The sequence below is a fragment of the Pseudomonas sp. NPDC087336 genome (assembly GCF_044744285.1).
GTDB lineage: Bacteria > Pseudomonadota > Gammaproteobacteria > Pseudomonadales > Pseudomonadaceae > Aquipseudomonas.
In genome coordinates this window covers 224,411-243,322 of sequence record NZ_JBIUYA010000001.1, presented here as the reverse complement: position 1 = coordinate 243,322, position 18,912 = coordinate 224,411, and the positions used below count along the sequence as shown (strand labels likewise).

Below are 18,912 nucleotides of genomic sequence, written 5' to 3'. Positions count from 1 at the left end.
CTGTTTACTCAATTCAAACAGCGAAAATCTTGCCCGGGTTCATGATCCCGTTCGGGTCGAACACCGCCTTGACCGCCTTCATGTACTCGATCTCAACCGGGGAACGGCTGTAGGTCAGGTAATCACGCTTGGTCATGCCCACGCCGTGTTCCGCGGAAATCGAGCCGTTGTACTTCTCGACGGTTTCGAACACCCACTTGTTGACGGTGGCGCACTTGGCGAAGAACTCGTCCTTGCTCAGGTTATCCGGCTTGAGGATGTTCAAGTGCAGGTTCCCGTCGCCGATGTGGCCAAACCAGACGATTTCGAAGTCCGGGTAATGTTCGCCGACGATCGCGTCGATTTCCTTGAGAAACGCCGGGACTTTCGACACGGTCACCGAAATGTCGTTCTTGTACGGCGTCCAGTGGGAAATGGTTTCGGAAATGTATTCGCGCAGCTTCCACAAGTTCTGCAGCTGGGTTTCGCTCTGGCTCATCACGCCGTCCAGTACCCAGCCCTGCTCGACACAGTGCTCGAAGGTTTCCAGAGCGTGGTTGGCCACTTCTTCGGTGGTCGCTTCAAATTCCAGCAATGCGTAGAACGGGCAATCGGTTTCGAATGGCGCCGGCACGTCTCCGCGGCCCATGACCTTGGCCAGGGCTTTGTCGGAGAAGAACTCGAAGGCGGTCAGGTCGAGCTTGCTTTGGAAGGCATGCAGCACCGGCATGATCGAATCGAAATCAGCGGTGCCGAGGACCATGGCGGTGAGGTTTTTCGGCGCGCGGTCCAGACGCATGGTCGCTTCGACCACGAAACCAAGAGTGCCTTCGGCGCCGATGAACAGCTGACGCATGTCGTAGCCGGTGGCGTTCTTGATCAGGTCGCGGTTCAGTTCCAGCACGTCGCCCTTGCCGGTGACGACTTTCATGCCGGCGACCCAGTTACGGGTCATGCCGTAGCGAATCACCTTGATCCCGCCGGCATTGGTGCCGATATTGCCGCCAATCTGGCTCGAACCTGCCGAAGCGAAGTCCACCGGATAGTACAGGCCCTTTTCTTCGGCCACGTTCTGCAGATGCTCGGTGACCACGCCCGGCTGGCAAACGGCGGTGCGGTCGGTCAGGTTCACGTCAAGGATCTGGTTCATGTAGTCGAAGGACACGACCACTTCGCCATTGGCCGCCACAGCAGCGGCGGAAAGGCCGGTGCGGCCGCCGGAAGGCACCAGCGCCACCTTGTGTTTATTGGCCCACAGAACAATGGCCTGGACCTGTTCGGTGGTCTTGGGGAACACGATGGCGGTCGGGGCGGGGGCGAAATGCTTGGTCCAATCCTTACCGTAAGCATTCAGGGAGTCGGCATCGGTCAGCACCTTGCCAGGCTCAACCAGGGTCTTCAGCTCATCAATCAGGGCAGGATTGGTCATCGACAGAACTCTCGAACAATTCATGGTCATCCTGAGAACGCTTCACGTCGCAGGAATGAGTGTTTAGCGGGGCGCATATGCTAGCATACCGACCCCGCAGCATAGTGCCCAACGGCTATTCTGCGGCGACGGCTTTCCTGCCGCTCGGGTCAGCGTCTGTTGACCATTTCCTGCCAATTTTCTCCGGGATACAGGTTTACGCAGATGAGCAAGACTTCTCTCGATAAGAGCAAGATCAAGTTCCTTCTTCTCGAAGGCGTCCACCAATCGGCTGTCGACGTCCTCAAGGCGGCGGGCTACACCAGCATCGAGTACCTCACAGGTTCTCTGCCGGAAGCCCAGCTCAAGGAAAAGATCGCTGATGCTCACTTCATCGGCATTCGCTCGCGCACTCAACTGACCGAAGAGATCTTCGATCACGCGAAGAAGCTCGTGGCTGTAGGGTGTTTCTGCATCGGCACCAACCAGGTCGACCTGAGTGCCGCCCGTGAACGCGGTATCGCCGTGTTCAACGCGCCGTACTCCAACACCCGCTCCGTTGCCGAGCTGGTGCTGGCCGAAGCGATCCTGTTGCTGCGCGGTATCCCTGAGAAGAACGCTTCCTGCCACCGTGGCGGCTGGATCAAGAGCGCGGCCAACTCCTTCGAGATCCGCGGCAAGAAGCTGGGCATCGTCGGTTACGGCTCGATCGGTACTCAACTGTCGGTCCTGGCTGAAGGCCTGGGGATGCAGGTTTACTTCTACGACACCGTGACCAAGCTGCCACTGGGTAACGCCACCCAGGTTGGCAACCTGCACGAGCTGCTGGGCATGTCCGACATCGTGACCCTGCACGTACCGGAAACCGCTGCCACCCAGTGGATGATCGGCGAGAAGGAAATCCGTGCCATCAAGAAGGGCGGCATCCTGATCAACGCTGCGCGCGGCACCGTGGTCGAGCTGGATGCCCTGGCGGATGCGATCAAGGACAAACACCTGATCGGCGCAGCCATCGACGTGTTCCCGGTGGAGCCACGCTCCAACGACGAAGAGTTCGAAAGCCCGCTGCGCGGCCTGGACAACGTGATCCTGACCCCGCACATCGGTGGTTCCACCGCCGAGGCGCAGGCCAACATCGGCCTGGAAGTGGCTGAAAAGCTGGTCAAGTACAGCGACAACGGTACCTCGGTATCGTCCGTGAACTTCCCGGAAGTGGCGCTGCCGGCTCACCCTGGCAAGCACCGCCTGCTGCACATCCACGAGAACATCCCGGGTGTGATGAGCGAGATCAACAAGGTCTTCGCCGAAAACGGCATCAACATTTCCGGTCAGTTCCTGCAGACCAACGAGAAAGTCGGCTACGTGGTGATCGACGTAGACGCCGAATACTCGGACCTGGCGCAACAGAAGCTGCAACACGTCAAGGGCACCATCCGTAGCCGCGTGTTGTTCTAAGAGCAGCGTGCAGCGTTAAAAAAGGGAGCCCCTGCGAAGAGGCTCCCTTTTTTTATTTCACGTTAACGGTGATCTTCTCCGATACGATCGGTGGATCGAACGGCATGTGGCCGCTGTCGCCCAGCTCCAGCTGCAAGGTATGCTTGCCCGGTGCCAGCTTCACTTCAGCCTGGGTTTGCGCCTTGCCGAAGTGCATATGGTTGGCATCGTTGGGGATCGCCTGGCCGGCGGCCGGCAGCTTGTCGACATCGATCAGCAGGTGGTGGTGACCGGTGTTCTTGGTGGTATCACCCGCTGGAGCCAGTGCAATGTTCTCGACTGCGAACTTGACGACGAAAGTCTGTGGGACGGTGGCACCGTCTGCGGGAGAAACGATGGACACTTCAGCGCCCTTGGGAGCTGGCGTTGCAGCACTGGCCAACACTGAAACGCCCATCAGCAGGCCAGCCAAAGCAGCACGTGACATAAAGGTTTTCATTCTCTTCTCCAGTTTTTCCGTAAAATTCGCGTGACCATCACAACTTCATGGTCAATCGTTGTCGAAGGCACTCGACAACCATAGCAAAGCGAGCCCGATCCAGAGCGTCGCGATAATGATTTCAAAGGAGTGACCATGCGTTTTCTGCCTGGCCTGATCTGCCTGCTACCCCTTCTGAGCCCGTTGGCTCATGCCGAACTGATTGACGACGTGAACGATCGCGGTGAGTTGCGCATTGCCCTCGAGGCCAATACACCTCCCTTCAGTTTCAAGGAGGATGGCAGGCTCACCGGTTTCGAAGTCGAGCTGGGTCAACTGCTGGCCAACGAACTGGACGTGCGCGCCGACTTTGTCGTGACCGATTCCAGTGATCTGCTGACCGGCGTGGAAAGTGGCAAATACGACATCGCCATCAACCACATTGCACAGACCCCGGCGCTCGCGGATCGTTTCGACTTCAGCGAACCTTATGTGCAAACCCAAGCACAATTGCTCGCCCAGAAAGAAGAGCCGCGCTCGATGTTGCTGGTGCAGTCGCTGACAGAGCAAAAGCCGAAAGCCGCCCAGGCGGTGAACTTGTCGATTCCGTTCCAGAAGGGCAACCCGGCGTTTCACGCCAGCCTGGAAAGCGCGTTGCAACGGATCAAGGCGGATGGGCGGTTGGAGGCGTTGGAGCAGAAGTGGCTGGGACCGGAATCGGGGGCGACACCTAAGCCCTGAAGGCAATAAAGATCCAATGTGGGAGCGAGCTTGCTCGCGATAGCGGACTGTCAGTTGAAAACACTGCTGACTGATACACCGCCATCGCGAGCAAGCTCGCTCCCACAATGGTTTTGTGTTGGGCGTTAATCGATTGCTGCCAATGCCTGCGCTGCGTCAGCCAACTCCAACTCACTGAAGACCTGAACCCCATGGCGCCTGAGCAGCGCCGCTGTCACGCCTTCGCCACTGACCTTCACCCCGCTGAACGTCCCGTCATAGGTCAGCAGATTGCCGCACGACGGGCTGTTGGCCTTGAGCACGGCAATGCGGATGCCGTGCTGTTGCACCCGTTCCAGGGCTTGATAAGCCCCTGACATAAACTGCGCACTGACATCCTCGCCCTCGGTGGTAATCACCGCAGCCTGGCCATCCAGCACTTCACCACCCTGCCCTCCGGGAATTTCCGCCGCCGCCCGTGGCGTAGGCAGGCCACCGGCAACTTCCGGACACAAGGGCACGACCCGACCTTCATCAAGCCACCGTTGCAGCTGATCGAACGGCCCGCTGGCACCGCCGTCATAACGTACGCGGTGACCCAGCAGGCAGCGGCTTACCAGTACTTTTTGCATGATCAGAACGGCTCGTTGCCGCGACGCCGGAACCAGCCGGTCAACGACAGGCGCTCACGGCTCGCAGGCAGGACCTCATGGGGGACCTCTCCCGACAGGAATACCACCAGGCATCCACCGATGGGTACTACATCGTATTGCGCACCTTCGTCCAGGTACATACGCAACTGACCACCCTGCTCAGGCAGCCAGGCATCGTTGAGGTAGACCACCGCCGACACCATGCGCCGGTCGTCGTCTCGGAACCGGTCGACGTGCTTTAGGTAGAAAGCGCCAGGCGGGTACATCGCGAAATGACTCTCAAAGTCCTCCAGCCCCAGGAACAGGCCACGGTTCAACGCCTCGCGCAGGCTGTCCATCAACGCCAGATAACTGTCGCAGACCTCGGCCTGGCCGGGCTCGATCCACTGGATATGATCGCCGCGAATCCTCTCGCGTATCTCCGAGGACGGCCCTCGACCCACGGCAGCCGGGGCCAGCTCACCTTCGGCCGCACGTTTACGGCACTCGGCCGCCAGCGCTCGGGTCAGATCCTGAGAGAGGAAAATATTCTGCTGCGACCAACCGCTGGTGGCCAGGTCGTCGACGATTTGTAACAGCAGCGGGTGATCAGAAGGTATTTGCATGGCGCGCATAGTATTCCTGCGCCTGGAAATCCGACAGAGCCATGCAGCGGGTTGATACGAATTCTCGACAAGACTGTATGCCACACGGAGAATAGTCGCCTGCTGACAGGAGTCCCTATGCGCCGTTTGCTTTTCTCCCTGCTGATGCTCTGTGTTATGCCCGCTTGGGCAGACGGCCACGACCAACTGTACAAGGTCGCCGGCTGGCCAGAACAACGCGCGCATTTCAACGACGCCCTCTCGGCCGCTCAACAGCGATACCAAAGCAGCCTGCCACCGGCAGTTTTCCAGGCGTTGATCGACAACAGCAACCAGCGTTTCGCCCCCAACGCCGTGGACCAGCGTGCCGAAGCGCAACTGCGCAAGAATCTCGCCGATCCAAAGCCGGCGCTGGCGTTCTTCCAATCGCCGCTGGGCAAGAAAATCGTCGCTGCCGAATTGCTCGCGACCCGCCGCGATCAATTGGCGAAAAACGCCAAGGGGCTGCCCAAGATGCAGGCCAGCGACAGCCGCCTGCTGATCATCGGCCACCTGGCCCAGGCCCTGCCCGCTCGCGAGGCGGGCGCGGAAGTCAGCCTGGCGATTGCCGGTGTCGCAGCCGACAGCCTCAGCTCGATGATCCCAGGCCTGCTCGGCGCCGGCCAGACCCAAAGCATGCTGAATGGGCAGCGTCAGCGCTTGATGGACCAGATCGGCAGCGACCTGAACAACACGCTGCTGTACGTCTATCGCGACCTGTCGGATGAGGAGCTGGAAGAATTCGCCACGTTTGCCGAGTCGGCTGAAGGCAAGGCCTATTACCAGGCGGCGCTGGCGGCGATTCGGGCGGGGTTGGCAGTGGGGCAAAGCACTTCGAATCTGGCCCAGTAATTTTCAGCGTCTGTTGGATCGCTTTCGCGAGCAAGCTCGCTCCTACAGATTCCGCCCCTTGATTCGCTTGGTCAAAAACCCGAAATACTCCCCTCGCAACACTTGCGCCTCATTCGCCAGGTGATGCCGCGCCTCGGGCAACATCAGCACTTGAGGCCGGTCGAACTTGGCACGCAGCACCTCAAGGTTGTGCTGCCAATCCACCGTCATGTCCGCTTGCCCCTGCACAATCAGCGGTCGCCGAGGGCTGGTGGGGGCTGCTTCGACACGCTTGATCCAGCGCGCCAACGCACCGACCCATGCCGTCGGCAGTCGCAGCGGCTGCAACGGATCGGCTTGCAGGAACGGCAAGAAATCCGGGTCGTTGGAGTTCTCGCTGAAGCGCCGCGCAATGGCGTTGACGAAAGGCCTGAGCAGGTAATAGCTCAGTTGCGACCAGCCCCATGCCCGTGGCCGCACCAGCGGCGCCAACAGGATCACCTGACCCTGGGCCGGGCTGCCCGCCCCCGCATTGAGCACATGATCGATCACGATGGCGCCACCGGTACTCTGTCCGCACAGGTGCCAGGGTTGTGGCAAGTCGAGCGATTGCGCCTCGGCAAACAACCCTTGCAGGGTGTCCTGATACTCGGCGAAGTCCTTGATGCTCGCCCGCTCGCCACTGGAAAGCCCATGGCCCGGCAAGTCGCAGGCAATGACGGCGAAGCCTTGCTCCAGCGCCCACTCGATCACATGCCGGTAAAGACCGGTGTGATCGTAAAAACCGTGAAAGACAAACAATGTCGCCTTCACCTGCTCTGGCCACCAAACCTGGCTGACCACCTCATAACCATCGACCTGGAAACACCCCAGGGCGCTGCGTATGTTACGCGAGGAAAAATCCAGTCCATAAAAACGCTGATAAGCCTGGGCCTCCGCTGACAACGGCTGCCCTTGCGCCAGCGGCCGCAGGCTGGCACGCAGATGATCGGGATCGAAGGTCACTGACATGGGCATTCCAAAGGGTGAAGCGGACTTTATAGACCTGCGATATTCATCTGTCGCGGCAAGCATGGCAAGCTAGCCGCCCCACAAGGAGTGACCCCATGCGCTCGCCCTATCGCGCCACCCTGATCGCCAGCCTGCTTGCCCTCGTGTGCGCCGGGGTGCTGTGGGCCGCCTACGATTGGTTTCAGGGGCGCTATCTACGGGCGTTCAGCGAGCACACGGCGATGTTCTCCGGTGATCCGTTGCGCCTGCCCGATAACCTTGCCGGCCCCGGTCCCATCCGCCTCGTGCATTTCTGGGACCCGGCCTGCCCGTGCAATGTCGGCAATCAACAACACCTGAGCGAACTGGTCGAGCGCTATGTCCCACACGGCGTAGAGTTTTATGCGGTGCAGAAGCCCGGCAGCCACGGCCAACTGCCCGGCACCCTCAGCAGCCTGAAAGCCATCGACGTCCTGCCCGGCTCCGAACAGATTCCCGCCAGCCCCGCCGTGGCGATCTGGGACCGCAACGGCAGGCTGGCCTATTTCGGGCCCTACAGCGAAGGCCTGACCTGCAATTCCAGCAACAGTTTTATCGAACCGATCCTGCAAGCATTGAACGAAGGTCGCGAAGTGAGTGCCACGCACACACTGGCCGTGGGGTGTTACTGCCCGTGGCCTGTCGTCCCGACGAGGTAACCCGGACAGCAAACGAGAATCCCTCCTACGGGCGATGGGCCAAACCGGCTGGTCGTGTTAAACAGTCTCGCCAGGGAATTGCTGTCACCAATAAGAATAAGGAGTCACCATGAAACGTAGCCTGACCGCGCTCGGTTTGCTGATCGTCGCGCTCGCCGCCGGTGCCGGCTGGTACGTCTACAGCAAGCAGCCGTCACGCCAGGGCATGGTGGAACTGCAGCATCTGCAAGGTTCGGTCACCGTGCGCTATGACGAGCGCGGCATCCCGCACATCCGTGCCGACAACGAAACCGACCTGTATCGCGCCCTCGGCTATGTCCATGCTCAGGATCGGTTGTTCCAGATGGAGGTTCTGCGTCGCCTCGCCCGTGGCGAACTGGCCGAGGTGCTCGGGCCGAAACTGCTCGACACCGACAAGTTGATGCGCAGCCTGCGCATTCGCGAACGTGCCGAAATCTACCTGGCGAACATGGACAAGCAATCGCCCGCCTTCCTTGCCCTGCAGGCTTACCTGGACGGCATCAACCAGTACCAGGAAAGTCACGCCAAACCCGTAGAATTTGATGTACTGGGCATTGCCAAGCGTCCGTTCACGGCGCAGGACACCATCAGCATCGCTGGTTACATGGCCTACAGCTTTGCCGCGGCGTTTCGCACCGAACCGCTGCTGACCTATGTGCGCGATCAATTGGGCGCCGACTATCTGAGCGTCTTCGATCTCGACTGGCAGGCCAAGGGCGTGCTGGCGTCCCCACACAGCGCTGCCCCGTCGCCCCTCGCCAGCGCCGACTGGAAAGACCTCAACGCCCTCGCCCGCCTGAGCGAACAGGCCCTGGCCGACAATGGCTTGCCGCAGTTCGAGGGCAGCAATGCCTGGGCGGTTGCCGGCAACCGCACCAAAAGCGGCAAGCCGCTGCTGGCCGGTGACCCGCACATCCGCTTTTCCGCGCCGTCGGTGTGGTACGAGGCGCAGCTCTCGGCGCCGGGCTTCGAACTCTATGGCCATTACCAGGCCCTGATGCCGTTCGCTTCGCTGGGCATGAACCGGGACTTCGGCTGGAGCATCACCATGTTCCAGAACGACGACCTCGACCTGATTGCCGAAAAGGTCAATCCGGACAATCCGAATCAGGTCTGGTATCGCGGCAAGTGGGTGGACATGGTCAACAGCGAACAACAGATCGCGGTCAAGGGCCAGGCACCGGTCACCCTGACGCTGCGCCAGTCACCCCATGGTCCGATCGTCAACGATGTGCTGGGCAACAGCGTCGGTAAAACACCGATCGCCATGTGGTGGGGTTTTCTCGAAAGCCAGAACCCGATCATCGAAGGCTTCTACCAGCTCAACCGCGCCGACACCCTGGCCAAGGCCCGTAGCGCTGCCGCCAAGGTCCAGGCTCCCGGCCTGAACATCGTCTGGGCCAATGCCAAGGGCGACATCGGCTGGTGGGCCGCGGCGCAATTGCCCAAGCGCCCTGCCGGGGTGCGGCCGTGGTTTATCCTCGATGGCAGCACCAGCGATGCCGACAAGGACGGCTTCTATCCGTTCAGCGCCAACCCGCAGGAAGAGAACCCGGCACGGGGCTACATCGTCTCGGCCAACTTCCAGCCGCTGTCGCCGACGGGGATGGAGATCCCCGGTTATTACAACCTCGCCGATCGCGGCCAGCAGCTCAATCGCCAGCTCAGTGACAAGAACGTCAAGTGGGATCTGGAAAACAGCCAACAGCTGCAACTGGGCACCACCACCGCCTACGGCCCGCGGCTGTTGGCGCCGCTGCTGCCGACCCTGCGCGAAGTGGTCAGCGACCCTGTAGAGCTCAAGCTGGTGGAGCAATTGGCCCAGTGGAAAGGCGACTACCCACTGGAGTCCACCAGCGCCACGCTGTTCAACCAATTCCTGTTCAACCTGGCTGACGCGACGATGCACGACGATCTGGGCAATGACTTTTTCGAAACGCTGCTCTCGACCCGGGTAATCGATGCCGCACTGCCGCGCCTGGCAGCGACGCCGGACTCACCGTGGTGGGACAACCGCAATACCCTCGGCAAGGAAACCCGCGCCGATACCGTCAAGGTGGCGTGGCAGGCCAGCATCGCCCACCTCAAGGCCACCCTGGGTGCCGATTTCTCGCAATGGCAATGGGGCAAGGCGCACACGCTGACCCACGGCCACCCGCTGGGGCAGCAAAAGCCGCTGGACCGGATCTTCAATGTCGGCCCGTTCGCGGCCCCCGGCACCCATGAAGTGCCGAACAACCTGTCGGCCAAGATCGGTCCGGCACCGTGGCCGGTGACGTACGGCCCGTCGACCCGGCGCCTGATCGACTTCGCCGACCCGGCCCACAGCCTGACAGTCAACCCGGTCGGCCAGAGCGGCGTGCCATTCGATAGCCACTTTGACGATCAGGCCGAGGCGTACATCGAGGGGATTTATTTCCAGGCGCATCTCAATGATGAAGAGGTGACGGCCAATACGCGCAGTACGTTGAAGCTGTTGCCCGCGCGTAGCGCTCAGTAAATATGCATTGGCTGGACTGGCCTCATCGCGAGCAAGCTCGCTCCCACAAGGATCTCCAGTGAATACAGATTTTGTGTACGGCACAAAACCTGTGGGAGCGAGCTTGCTCGCGATGAGGCCCTGTGAGGCGACATCGCCGCAAAATTCTGCCTGAACTGCTGCGCCCCACGCAGAGCGTGGGAACGATCACCTCAGACTTACGCCGCTTCCGGCTGCGCGCGACGCACGTCCGGTTGCTTCCACGAGTCGGCAGCGCTTTCTTCGATGGCTTGCTGGATCGCACGCTTGCGCGCTTCTTCGGCGCGACGGCTGAAGAACCAGACCAGGAACGTCATCAGCGACACCGCCAGCAGGATCAGGCTGGCCACGGCGTTGATCTCGGGTTTCACGCCCAGGCGCACCGCCGAGAACACTTCCATCGGCAAGGTGGTGGAACCCGGGCCCGAGACGAAGCTCGCCAGTACCAGGTCATCCAGCGACAGGGCAAACGACATCATGCCGCCGGCGCCCAGGGATGGCGCGATCATCGGAATGGTGATCAGGAAGAACACCTTCCATGGCCGTGCGCCCAGGTCCATGGCCGCTTCTTCAATGGACAGGTCCAGCTCACGCAAGCGCGCCGACACCACCACTGCCACATACGCCGCACAGAACGTGGTGTGGGCGATCCAGATCGTCACGATGCCACGTTCCTGTGGCCAGCCGATCATCTGCGCCATGGCCACGAACAGCAGCAACAGCGACAGACCGGTGATCACTTCGGGCATCACCAATGGCGCCGTGACCAGGCCGCCGAACAGCGTACGGCCCTTGAAGTGGGTGATGCGGGTCAGGACGAACGCGGCCAGCGTTCCCAGTGCGACTGCCGCCACCGCCGTGTAGCAGGCGATTTCCAGCGAGCGCACCACCGAGCCCATCAGTTGCGTGTTGTCCATCAGGCCGACGTACCACTTGATCGACCAGCCGCCCCACACCGTCACCAGTTTCGAGGCGTTGAAGGAGTAGATCACCAGGATCAGCATCGGCAGATAGATGAACAACAGACCCAGTACCAGCATCAGGCTGGAGAAACGGAAGCGTTTCATTCTTTACCCTCCATTTCCTTGGCCTGACTGCGGTTGAACAGAATGATCGGCACAATCAGGATCGCCAGCATCACCACCGCCAGGGCGGATGCCACCGGCCAGTCACGGTTGTTGAAGAACTCTTGCCAGAGCACTTTACCGATCATCAGGGTCTCCGGACCGCCGAGCAGTTCCGGGATCACGAACTCACCCACCACCGGGATGAACACCAGCATGCAGCCGGCGATGATGCCGTTTTTCGACAGCGGCACGGTGATCTTCCAGAAGCTGTTGAAGGTGCTCGAACCGAGGTCGGATGCGGCCTCCAGCAGACTGGTGTCGTGCTTCACCAGGTTGGCATAGAGCGGCAGGATCATGAACGGCAGGTACGAATACACCACGCCGATGTACACGGCGAGGTTGGTATTGAGGATCTGCAGCGGCTCACTGATCCAGCCCATGCTCATCAGGAAACCGTTGAGCAGGCCGTTGTTGCTGAGGATGCCCATCCACGCGTAGACGCGGATCAGGATCGCGGTCCAGGTCGGCATCATGATCAGCAGCACCAGCACCGTTTGCAGCTCTTTGCGGGCGCTGGCGATGGCGTAGGCCATCGGGTAGCCGATCAGCAGGCAGAGGATGGTGCTGATCAGCGCCATCTTCAAGGAGCCGAGGTAGGCGGCGATGTACAACTCATCGTCGCCGAGCATCGCGTAGTTGCCCAGGTTAAGCAGCACCTGCAGCTTCTGTTCGGCGTAGCTGTAGATTTCGGTGTAGGGCGGAATGGCCACGTCGGCTTCGGCGAAGCTGATCTTCAGGACGATGAAGAACGGCAACATGAAGAACAGGAACAGCCAGATGAAGGGAACCCCGATGACCATCTGGCGGCCACCGGGAATTATTCGATTGAGGCGGCGTTTGAATTTGCGCATGTTCATGAGCGAAGTACCACGCCGCTATCGTCTTCCCAATACACGTACACCTGGTCACCCCAGGTCGGCCGCTGCCCACGACGCTCGGCGTTGGCCACGAACGACTGGACGATCTTGCCGCTCGGCAGTTCGACGTAGAACACCGAGTGACCACCGAGGTAGGCGATGTCGTGCACCTTGCCGCTGGACCAGTTGTATTCACAGGTCGGCATGGTCGGGGTCACCAGCAGTTTTTCCGGACGGATCGCATAGGTCACCGACTTGTCCTGCACCGAAGTGCTGATGCCGTGGCCCACATAGATCTTCCGATCGAGGTCCTTGCAGGTGATGATCGCGTGCCCCTCGGCGTCGTCGATCACTTCACCGTCGAAGATGTTGACGTTGCCGATGAATTCGCAGACCAGGCGGCTGGTCGGGGTTTCGTAGATGTCGATCGGGCTGCCGATCTGGGCGATCCAGCCCAAGTGCATGATTGCGATGCGCTCGGCCATGGTCATGGCCTCTTCCTGGTCGTGGGTCACCATGACGCAAGTTACGCCGACGCGCTCGATGATCTCCACCAGCTCCAGCTGCATTTGCGAACGCAGTTTTTTATCCAGCGCACCCATTGGCTCGTCGAGCAACAGCAGCTTCGGTCGCTTGGCCAGCGAACGGGCCAGGGCCACACGCTGACGCTGGCCGCCGGACAACTGATGCGGCTTGCGCTTGGCGTACTGGGTCATCTGCACCAGCTTGAGCATATCGGCCACACGGGCATCGATTTCGGCAGCGGGTAGTTTGTCTTGCTTGAGGCCGAAGGCGATGTTTTGCGCCACGGTCATGTGCGGGAACAGCGCGTAGGACTGGAACATCATGTTGATCGGCCGCTCGTACGGCGGCATGTCGGTGATGTCCACGCCGTCGAGGAAGATCCGCCCTTCAGTCGGTCGCTCGAAACCGGCGAGCATGCGCAGCAGGGTGGACTTGCCCGATCCCGAACCGCCGAGCAAGGCGAAAATCTCGCCTTTCTTGATTTCCAGGGACACGTCGTCCACGGCAATCGTCTCGTCGAACTTCTTCGTGACCCGGTCGATTTTGACCAGCACCTGTTTAGGTGACTGGTCGCCCTCGAGGGCTTTCTTATAGGCGCCGGAGGCAACTGCCATTTACGAAACTCCCAAAAAAAAGAGTGCAGTTCGCTCAAGGTGAGCCAACCTTGGATAGTTTGAGCCTTGAAGCTATTTGCCCGACTTGACCTTGGTCCAGCTGCGGGTCATCAAACGTTGAATGTTTGGTGGTAACTCGATGGACACGTAGGTCTTGTCGAGTACCGCTTGCGGTGGATAAACCGCTTCGTCGGTGCGAATGGACTGTTCCATCAGTTTGTCCGACCCCGGGTTAGGGTTGGCGTAGCCGACGTAATCACTGACCTGGGCGATCACCTCAGGCTTGAGCAAATAGTTGATGAACGCGTGCGCTTCCTTCACGTTGGCCGAGTCCTTCGGAATCGCCAGCATGTCAAACCACAGCGCACCGCCCTCTTTGGGAATCGAGTAGGCGATGTTCACGCCTTTCTTGGCTTCGGCCGCACGGTTGCGGGCCTGGAACATGTCGCCGGAGAAACCGATGGCCACGCAGATATCGCCATTGGCCAGGTCTGCGATGTATTTGGAGGAGTGGAAGTAGGTCACGTAAGGCCGCACCGCCAGCAACTTGGCTTCGGCCTTTTTGTAGTCTTCAGGGTTGGTGCTGTTGGCATCCAGGCCCATGTAGTTGAGGACCGTCGGCATCATTTCATCGGCGGAATCAAGGAACGCCACGCCGCAACTTTGCAGTTTCTTGATGTTCTCCGGTTCGAATACCGCAGCCCAGGAATCGATCTTGTCGACGCCCAGCACAGCCTTGACCTTGTCGACGTTGTAACCGATGCCGTTGGTGCCCCACAGGTACGGCACGGCGTACAGGTTACCCGGATCGTTCTGCTCCAGACGCTTGAGCAGTACAGGGTCGAGATTCTTGTAATTCGGCAATTGAGACTTGTCGAGCTTCTGGAAAGCGCCGGCCTTGATCTGTTTGCCAAGGAAGTGGTTGGACGGCACGACTACGTCATAACCGGTACGCCCGGCCAGCAACTTGCCTTCCAGGGTTTCGTTGGAATCGAATACGTCATAAACCGGTTTGATGCCGGTCTCTTTCTGGAAGTCGGCCAGGGTGGTCTCGCCGATGTAATCCGACCAGTTATAAATATGCACTGTGCCAGCCGCCTGAACATTGACGGCAAGCGTCAATCCGGCAGCGACCAGCATGGCATTGCGCAACAAAGAAAAAATAGGCAAGTGGAGGTCCTCTAAAATGAGTTGGGCTCAAGTTGCCCCGCGTTACATGACAGCCATGGCTGCCTGACAACAAAACCGGCGCGCAACTTACCCTCGAAAAACCGTTCCAGCAAAACTTTCTGTCATTTAATTGATCCTGTAGTCGCCGCCGCGCAGGTGGCGACTACAGGTTATTGCATCAAACCGGCTTATTTACCGGATTTGATCTTGGTCCAGCTGCGGGTCATGATCCGCTGGGTCGCGGCCGGCAAGTCGGCAATCGCGTACAGCTTGGCCAGCACATCCGCCGGCGGATAGATGCCTGGGTCGGCGGTGATTTCTTTATCAACCAATGGTGTGGCGGCCGCGTTACCGTTCGGGAAACGCACGGCGTTGGTGATTTCAGCCATGATTTCCGGCTTCTGCAGGAAGGTCATGAACTTGTAGGCGCCTTCGACGTTTTCGGCATCTTTAGGGATGGCGACCATGTCGTAGAAGCTGCCGGCACCTTCTTTTGGAATGTTGTAGCTGACTTTCACTTTGTCACCGGCTTCGGCGGCACGCGCCTTGGCCTGGTAGATGTCGCCCGAGTAGCCCACGGCCACGCAGATGTTGCCGTTGGCCAGGTCGGAGATGTACTTGGACGAGTGGAAGTAGCCAACCGAAGGACGGATTTTCAGGAACAGCGCTTCGGCTTCGGCCAGTTGTTTCTTGTCCTGGCTGTCGGTTGGATAGCCCAGGTAGTGCAACGCCACCGGAATCATCTCGGTAGGCGAATCGAGGAAACTGATACCGCAAGATTTCAACTTGGCGGCGTTTTCAGGTTTGAACAGCAGGTCCCAGGAATTGGTTGGCGCGTCGGCACCCAGTGCTGCCTTGACTTTCTCGGCGTTGAAGCCGATACCGATCGAACCCCACATGTACGGGAAGGCGTGTTCGTTGCCCGGGTCGCTGACCGAAACGGCCTTGAGCAAGTCAGTGTTCAGGTTTTTCCAGTTAGGCAGCTTGGACTTGTCCAGCTTCTGGTATACGCCGGCCTTGATCTGCTTGGCCAGGAAGTTGTTCGACGGCACGACAATGTCGTAACCGGATTTGCCTGCCAGCAACTTGGCTTCAAGCGTTTCGTTACTGTCGAAGACGTCGTAGACAACCTTGATCCCCGACTCTTGCTCAAACTTCTTCACGGTGTCCGGTGCAATGTAGTCGGACCAGTTATACACGTGCAGAACCTTGTCATCCGCCTGAACTGCGCCCGCCATAACGCCCATCAGGGACATGGCGAGGAGGGTCTTGCCAGCAAGCTTTTTTCCTAATGCCTTCATGCGTAATGCTCCAAATTTTTCTTTTTTGAACCACTTTGTTCAGCGGCCGAACCCGGACAACTGGAACCGCGGCTAGTCTGGCAAGATCCGAGGCGGTCTTTCAAGAAAAGGCCAACCTTTCTGACTGCCCTGAGCGAAAGTTTCATCACTCCCGCTCAGAGCCTAGCACTTAGGCCTGCAACGCACTCAGGGTCAGGTCCAGGCACTTGCGTGCCTTGGTCACCAACTCATCGATTTCCGCAGGCGTAATCACCAGCGGTGGCGCGATGATCATGGTGTCCCCCACGGCACGCATGATCAGCCCGTTATCGAAGCAGAACTGCCGGCAAATCATGCCGACGCCCTTGCCTTCATAACGCTTGCGAGTGGCCTTGTCCTGAACCAGTTCGATCGCCCCCAGCAGACCTACCCCACGAACTTCGCCCACCAATGGGTGATCATTCAGTTCGCGCAGACGTTTCTGCAAATACGGTGCCGTTTCTGTCTTCACGCGCTCGACAATTTTTTCGTCGCGCAGGATACGGATGTTTTCCAGCCCTACAGCCGCCGCCACCGGGTGCCCGGAGTAGGTGAAGCCGTGGTTGAAATCGCCGCCTTCGTTGAGCACGTCGACCACTTCATCGCGCACGATCAGGCCACCCATGGGGATGTAGCCGGAGGTCAGGCCTTTGGCGATGGTCATCATGTCGGGCTTGAGGTCATAGAAATCGCTGCCGAACCACTCCCCGGTACGGCCGAAACCGCAGATCACTTCGTCGGCCACGAACAGGATGTCGTACTTGGCAAGGATTTCCTTGATGCGCGGCCAGTAGCTGTCTGGCGGAATGATCACGCCACCGGCACCCTGGATCGGCTCGGCAATAAAGGCGCCGACGTTGTCCACGCCCACTTCCAGGATTTTCTCTTCCAGCTGATTGGCCGCCCAGATCCCGAACTCTTCCGGGGTCATGTTGCCGCCTTCGGCGAACCAGTACGGCTGGGCGATGTGAACGATGCCCGGAATCGGCAAGTCGCCTTGTTCGTGCATGTAGGTCATGCCGCCCAGGCTCGCGCCGGCCACGGTGGAACCGTGATAACCGTTCTTGCGGCTGATGATGACTTTTTTCTTCGGCTGGCCCTTGATCGCCCAATAGTGACGAACCATTCGCAGCATGGTGTCGTTGCCTTCAGAGCCGGAACCTGTGAAGAACACGTGGTTCATGCCGTCTGGCGCGACATCGGCGATGGCCTTGGCCAGCTCCAGTACCGGCGGGTGGGCGGTCTGGAAGAACAGGTTGTAGTACGGCAGCTCGCGCATCTGCTTGCTGGCGGCGTCGGCCAGCTCATCGCGGCCGTAACCGATGGCTACGCACCACAGGCCGGCCATGCCGTCGAGGATCTTGTTGCCTTCGCTGTCCCACAGGTAGACGCCCTTGGCGTTGGTGATGATCCGCGGGCCCTTCTCCTTCAGCTGCTTGAAGTCGCTGAACGGGGCCAGGTGGTGATCGCTGCTCAGGGTTTGCCATTCACGGGTTTGCGGGTTGTTGCTGGTCATACCAATCTCCTAAAAAGTCCAGGTGAGAGCGCCACCCGACAACGGCGGCGCCCGGCGCATCAGACGGCAAAAAGCAGGAATTCCCGTTCCCACGAACTGATCACGCGCTTGAAGTTTTCATGCTCGGCCCGCTTGACCGCGACGTAGCCAGTGATGAAAGTCTTGCCCAGGTAGCGCTCGATGGTTGCGCTGTTTTCCATGCGCTCGAGCGCGTCTTCGATGGTCAGTGGCAGGCGCAGGTTGCGGCGCTCATAACCACGGCCCACCACCGGTGCGCTCGGGTTCAGGCCTTCGACCATGCCGATGTAGCCGCACAGCAGGCTCGCGGCAATGGCCAGGTACGGGTTGGCATCGGCACCCGGCAGGCGGTTTTCCACGCGCCGGTTTTGTGGCCCGGCATCCGGTACCCGCAGGCCCACGGTGCGGTTCTCTTCGCCCCATTCCACGTTCACCGGTGCCGAGGTGTCCGGCAGGAAGCGGCGGAACGAGTTGACGTTGGGGGCGAACAGCGGCAATAGCTCCGGAATCAGCTTCTGCAAACCACCGATGTGGTTCAGGAACAGCTGGCTCATGGTCCCGTCTTCATTGGAGAAGATGTTCTTGCCGGTCTCGATGTCGATGATGCTCTGGTGCAGGTGCATCGCGCTGCCAGGCTCGCCGGTCATCGGCTTGGCCATGAAGGTCGCGGCCACGTTGTGCTTGAGTGCGGCCTCACGCATGGTGCGCTTGAACACCAGGATCTGGTCCGCCAGGGACAGGGCGTCGCCGTGACGGAAGTTGATTTCCATCTGCGCCGTGCCGTCTTCGTGGATCAGCGTGTCGAGGTCCAGTTCCTGCAATTCGCACCAGTCATAGACGTCCTCGAACAGCGGGTCGAACTCGTTTGCCGCCTCGATGGAGAACGACTGGCGGCCGATTTCCGGGCGGCCGGAGCGGCCGATCGGCGGCTGCAACGGATAGTCCGGGTCGTCACTGCGCTTGGTCAGGTAGAACTCCATTTCCGGCGCCACGATCGGCTGCCAGCCTTTGTCGGCATAGAGTTTGAGGACCTTCTTGAGCACGTTGCGCGGCGACAGCTCGATCGGGTTACCTTGCTTGTCGTAAGTATCGTGGATGACGATGGCGGTCGGTTCGATGGCCCATGGCACCGGGTACACCGCGTTCTGGTCGGGACGGCAGATCATGTCGATGTCAGCCGGGTCGAGCAGCTCGTAATAGATGTCGTCTTCGACGTAATCGCCGGTCACGGTCTGGAGCAGCACACTCTCTGGCAGACGCATGCCTTTTTCGGCGATGAACTTGTTGGTCGGCGAAATCTTGCCCCGGGTAATCCCGGTCAAGTCGGCGATCATGCATTCGACTTCTGTGATCTTGTGGTCTTTCAACCAATCGGTGAGCTGGTCGAGGTTGTTACTCATAAATGCCTCTAGG

The 18,912-nt window shown here is 59.8% G+C and carries 17 protein-coding genes; 5 read left to right on the top strand and 12 right to left on the bottom strand.

The window, feature by feature from the left end:
• Window positions 1-13: 13 nt before the first annotated feature.
• On the bottom strand, window positions 14-1,408 hold the full coding sequence (locus tag ACIO0C_RS01135) for an FAD-binding oxidoreductase (RefSeq protein ID WP_060543975.1): 1,395 nt from the start codon (window positions 1,406-1,408) through the stop codon (window positions 14-16).
• 204 nt (window positions 1,409-1,612) lie between these two features.
• On the opposite strand from ACIO0C_RS01135, the gene serA reads away from it, so the two are divergent.
• Window positions 1,613-2,842, top strand: a complete 1,230-nt coding sequence (gene serA / locus ACIO0C_RS01130; protein WP_008064973.1) for a phosphoglycerate dehydrogenase — start codon at window positions 1,613-1,615, stop codon at window positions 2,840-2,842.
• 52 nt (window positions 2,843-2,894) lie between these two features.
• Here the strand turns inward: serA and ACIO0C_RS01125 are convergent, their stop codons facing one another.
• On the bottom strand, window positions 2,895-3,320 hold the full coding sequence (locus ACIO0C_RS01125; protein ID WP_401306770.1) for a DUF4399 domain-containing protein: 426 nt from the start codon (window positions 3,318-3,320) through the stop codon (window positions 2,895-2,897).
• 135 nt (window positions 3,321-3,455) lie between these two features.
• On the opposite strand from ACIO0C_RS01125, the gene ACIO0C_RS01120 reads away from it, so the two are divergent.
• Window positions 3,456-4,040 carry a transporter substrate-binding domain-containing protein gene (locus ACIO0C_RS01120; protein ID WP_401306768.1) on the top strand — a complete coding sequence of 195 codons (585 nt, stop codon included), beginning with the start codon at window positions 3,456-3,458 and terminating at the stop codon, window positions 4,038-4,040.
• A 125-nt stretch (window positions 4,041-4,165) separates the two neighbouring features.
• On the opposite strand, the gene ACIO0C_RS01115 is transcribed toward ACIO0C_RS01120, so the two are convergent.
• Complete coding sequence (locus ACIO0C_RS01115; protein ID WP_401306766.1) at window positions 4,166-4,651, bottom strand: DUF523 domain-containing protein; 486 nt, start codon at window positions 4,649-4,651, stop codon at window positions 4,166-4,168.
• A 2-nt stretch (window positions 4,652-4,653) separates the two neighbouring features.
• Entirely contained in the window at window positions 4,654-5,286 is a 633-nt protein-coding gene (locus tag ACIO0C_RS01110) for a 2OG-Fe(II) oxygenase (RefSeq protein ID WP_401306765.1), read from the bottom strand.
• Between the two features lie 108 nt (window positions 5,287-5,394).
• Between ACIO0C_RS01110 and ACIO0C_RS01105 the strand changes: the two genes are divergently transcribed.
• Window positions 5,395-6,147 carry a DUF2059 domain-containing protein gene (locus tag ACIO0C_RS01105; protein WP_401306762.1) on the top strand — a complete coding sequence of 251 codons (753 nt, stop codon included), beginning with the start codon at window positions 5,395-5,397 and terminating at the stop codon, window positions 6,145-6,147.
• A 42-nt stretch (window positions 6,148-6,189) separates the two neighbouring features.
• Here ACIO0C_RS01105 and ACIO0C_RS01100 read toward each other — a convergent pair whose 3' ends face one another.
• Window positions 6,190-7,137 (bottom strand): alpha/beta hydrolase, encoded by a 948-nt coding sequence (locus ACIO0C_RS01100; protein ID WP_401306759.1) that lies wholly within the window; start codon window positions 7,135-7,137, stop codon window positions 6,190-6,192.
• Window positions 7,138-7,232: 95 nt separating this feature from the next.
• On the opposite strand from ACIO0C_RS01100, the gene ACIO0C_RS01095 reads away from it, so the two are divergent.
• Both ACIO0C_RS01095 and ACIO0C_RS01090 read left to right on the top strand, forming a co-directional pair.
• Window positions 7,233-7,814, top strand: coding sequence for a DUF6436 domain-containing protein (locus ACIO0C_RS01095; RefSeq protein ID WP_401306757.1), 582 nt, complete (start codon window positions 7,233-7,235; stop codon window positions 7,812-7,814).
• Window positions 7,815-7,923: 109 nt separating this feature from the next.
• Window positions 7,924-10,335: a penicillin acylase family protein gene (locus tag ACIO0C_RS01090; protein ID WP_401306755.1), complete on the top strand. Its 2,412-nt coding sequence runs from the start codon at window positions 7,924-7,926 to the stop codon at window positions 10,333-10,335.
• 197 nt (window positions 10,336-10,532) lie between these two features.
• Here ACIO0C_RS01090 and ACIO0C_RS01085 read toward each other — a convergent pair whose 3' ends face one another.
• The 7 genes from ACIO0C_RS01085 to ACIO0C_RS01055 all read right to left on the bottom strand — a co-directional run bounded on the left by ACIO0C_RS01085 (window position 10,533) and on the right by ACIO0C_RS01055 (window position 18,899).
• Complete coding sequence (locus tag ACIO0C_RS01085; protein WP_020797304.1) at window positions 10,533-11,420, bottom strand: ABC transporter permease subunit; 888 nt, start codon at window positions 11,418-11,420, stop codon at window positions 10,533-10,535.
• A complete protein-coding gene (locus tag ACIO0C_RS01080; RefSeq protein ID WP_401307330.1) occupies window positions 11,417-12,298 on the bottom strand; it encodes an ABC transporter permease subunit in 882 nt (293 codons plus the stop codon). Before ACIO0C_RS01080 ends, ACIO0C_RS01085 begins: the two co-directional genes overlap by 4 nt.
• A gap of 35 nt (window positions 12,299-12,333) precedes the next feature.
• Window positions 12,334-13,476: an ABC transporter ATP-binding protein gene (locus ACIO0C_RS01075; RefSeq protein WP_008064958.1), complete on the bottom strand. Its 1,143-nt coding sequence runs from the start codon at window positions 13,474-13,476 to the stop codon at window positions 12,334-12,336.
• A gap of 72 nt (window positions 13,477-13,548) precedes the next feature.
• A complete protein-coding gene (locus ACIO0C_RS01070) occupies window positions 13,549-14,646 on the bottom strand; it encodes a polyamine ABC transporter substrate-binding protein (protein ID WP_401306753.1) in 1,098 nt (365 codons plus the stop codon).
• Window positions 14,647-14,834: 188 nt separating this feature from the next.
• Entirely contained in the window at window positions 14,835-15,947 is a 1,113-nt protein-coding gene (locus tag ACIO0C_RS01065) for a polyamine ABC transporter substrate-binding protein (RefSeq protein ID WP_401306750.1), read from the bottom strand.
• Window positions 15,948-16,116: 169 nt separating this feature from the next.
• Window positions 16,117-17,481, bottom strand: a complete 1,365-nt coding sequence (locus ACIO0C_RS01060) for an aspartate aminotransferase family protein (RefSeq protein ID WP_401306747.1) — start codon at window positions 17,479-17,481, stop codon at window positions 16,117-16,119.
• A gap of 59 nt (window positions 17,482-17,540) precedes the next feature.
• Window positions 17,541-18,899, bottom strand: a complete 1,359-nt coding sequence (locus ACIO0C_RS01055) for a glutamine synthetase family protein (RefSeq protein ID WP_401306744.1) — start codon at window positions 18,897-18,899, stop codon at window positions 17,541-17,543.
• Between the last annotated feature and the right edge of the window lie 13 nt (window positions 18,900-18,912).

Excerpts from the sequence above, each read along its gene's own strand:
- ACIO0C_RS01095 (WP_401306757.1), top strand. The coding sequence starts at position 7,233 with ATGCGCTCGCCCTATCGCGCCACCCTGATCGCCAGCCTGCTTGCCCTC.
- serA (WP_008064973.1), top strand. The coding sequence starts at position 1,613 with ATGAGCAAGACTTCTCTCGATAAGAGCAAGATCAAGTTCCTTCTTCTC.
- ACIO0C_RS01075 (WP_008064958.1), bottom strand. The coding sequence starts at position 13,476 with ATGGCAGTTGCCTCCGGCGCCTATAAGAAAGCCCTCGAGGGCGACCAG.
- ACIO0C_RS01085 (WP_020797304.1), bottom strand. The coding sequence starts at position 11,420 with ATGAAACGCTTCCGTTTCTCCAGCCTGATGCTGGTACTGGGTCTGTTG.
- ACIO0C_RS01120 (WP_401306768.1), top strand. The coding sequence starts at position 3,456 with ATGCGTTTTCTGCCTGGCCTGATCTGCCTGCTACCCCTTCTGAGCCCG.
- ACIO0C_RS01110 (WP_401306765.1), bottom strand. The coding sequence starts at position 5,286 with ATGCGCGCCATGCAAATACCTTCTGATCACCCGCTGCTGTTACAAATC.
- ACIO0C_RS01055 (WP_401306744.1), bottom strand. The coding sequence starts at position 18,899 with ATGAGTAACAACCTCGACCAGCTCACCGATTGGTTGAAAGACCACAAG.
- ACIO0C_RS01125 (WP_401306770.1), bottom strand. The coding sequence starts at position 3,320 with ATGAAAACCTTTATGTCACGTGCTGCTTTGGCTGGCCTGCTGATGGGC.
- ACIO0C_RS01065 (WP_401306750.1), bottom strand. The coding sequence starts at position 15,947 with ATGAAGGCATTAGGAAAAAAGCTTGCTGGCAAGACCCTCCTCGCCATG.
- ACIO0C_RS01135 (WP_060543975.1), bottom strand. The coding sequence starts at position 1,408 with ATGACCAATCCTGCCCTGATTGATGAGCTGAAGACCCTGGTTGAGCCT.
- ACIO0C_RS01115 (WP_401306766.1), bottom strand. The coding sequence starts at position 4,651 with ATGCAAAAAGTACTGGTAAGCCGCTGCCTGCTGGGTCACCGCGTACGT.
- ACIO0C_RS01090 (WP_401306755.1), top strand. The coding sequence starts at position 7,924 with ATGAAACGTAGCCTGACCGCGCTCGGTTTGCTGATCGTCGCGCTCGCC.
- ACIO0C_RS01100 (WP_401306759.1), bottom strand. The coding sequence starts at position 7,137 with ATGTCAGTGACCTTCGATCCCGATCATCTGCGTGCCAGCCTGCGGCCG.
- ACIO0C_RS01060 (WP_401306747.1), bottom strand. The coding sequence starts at position 17,481 with ATGACCAGCAACAACCCGCAAACCCGTGAATGGCAAACCCTGAGCAGC.
- ACIO0C_RS01105 (WP_401306762.1), top strand. The coding sequence starts at position 5,395 with ATGCGCCGTTTGCTTTTCTCCCTGCTGATGCTCTGTGTTATGCCCGCT.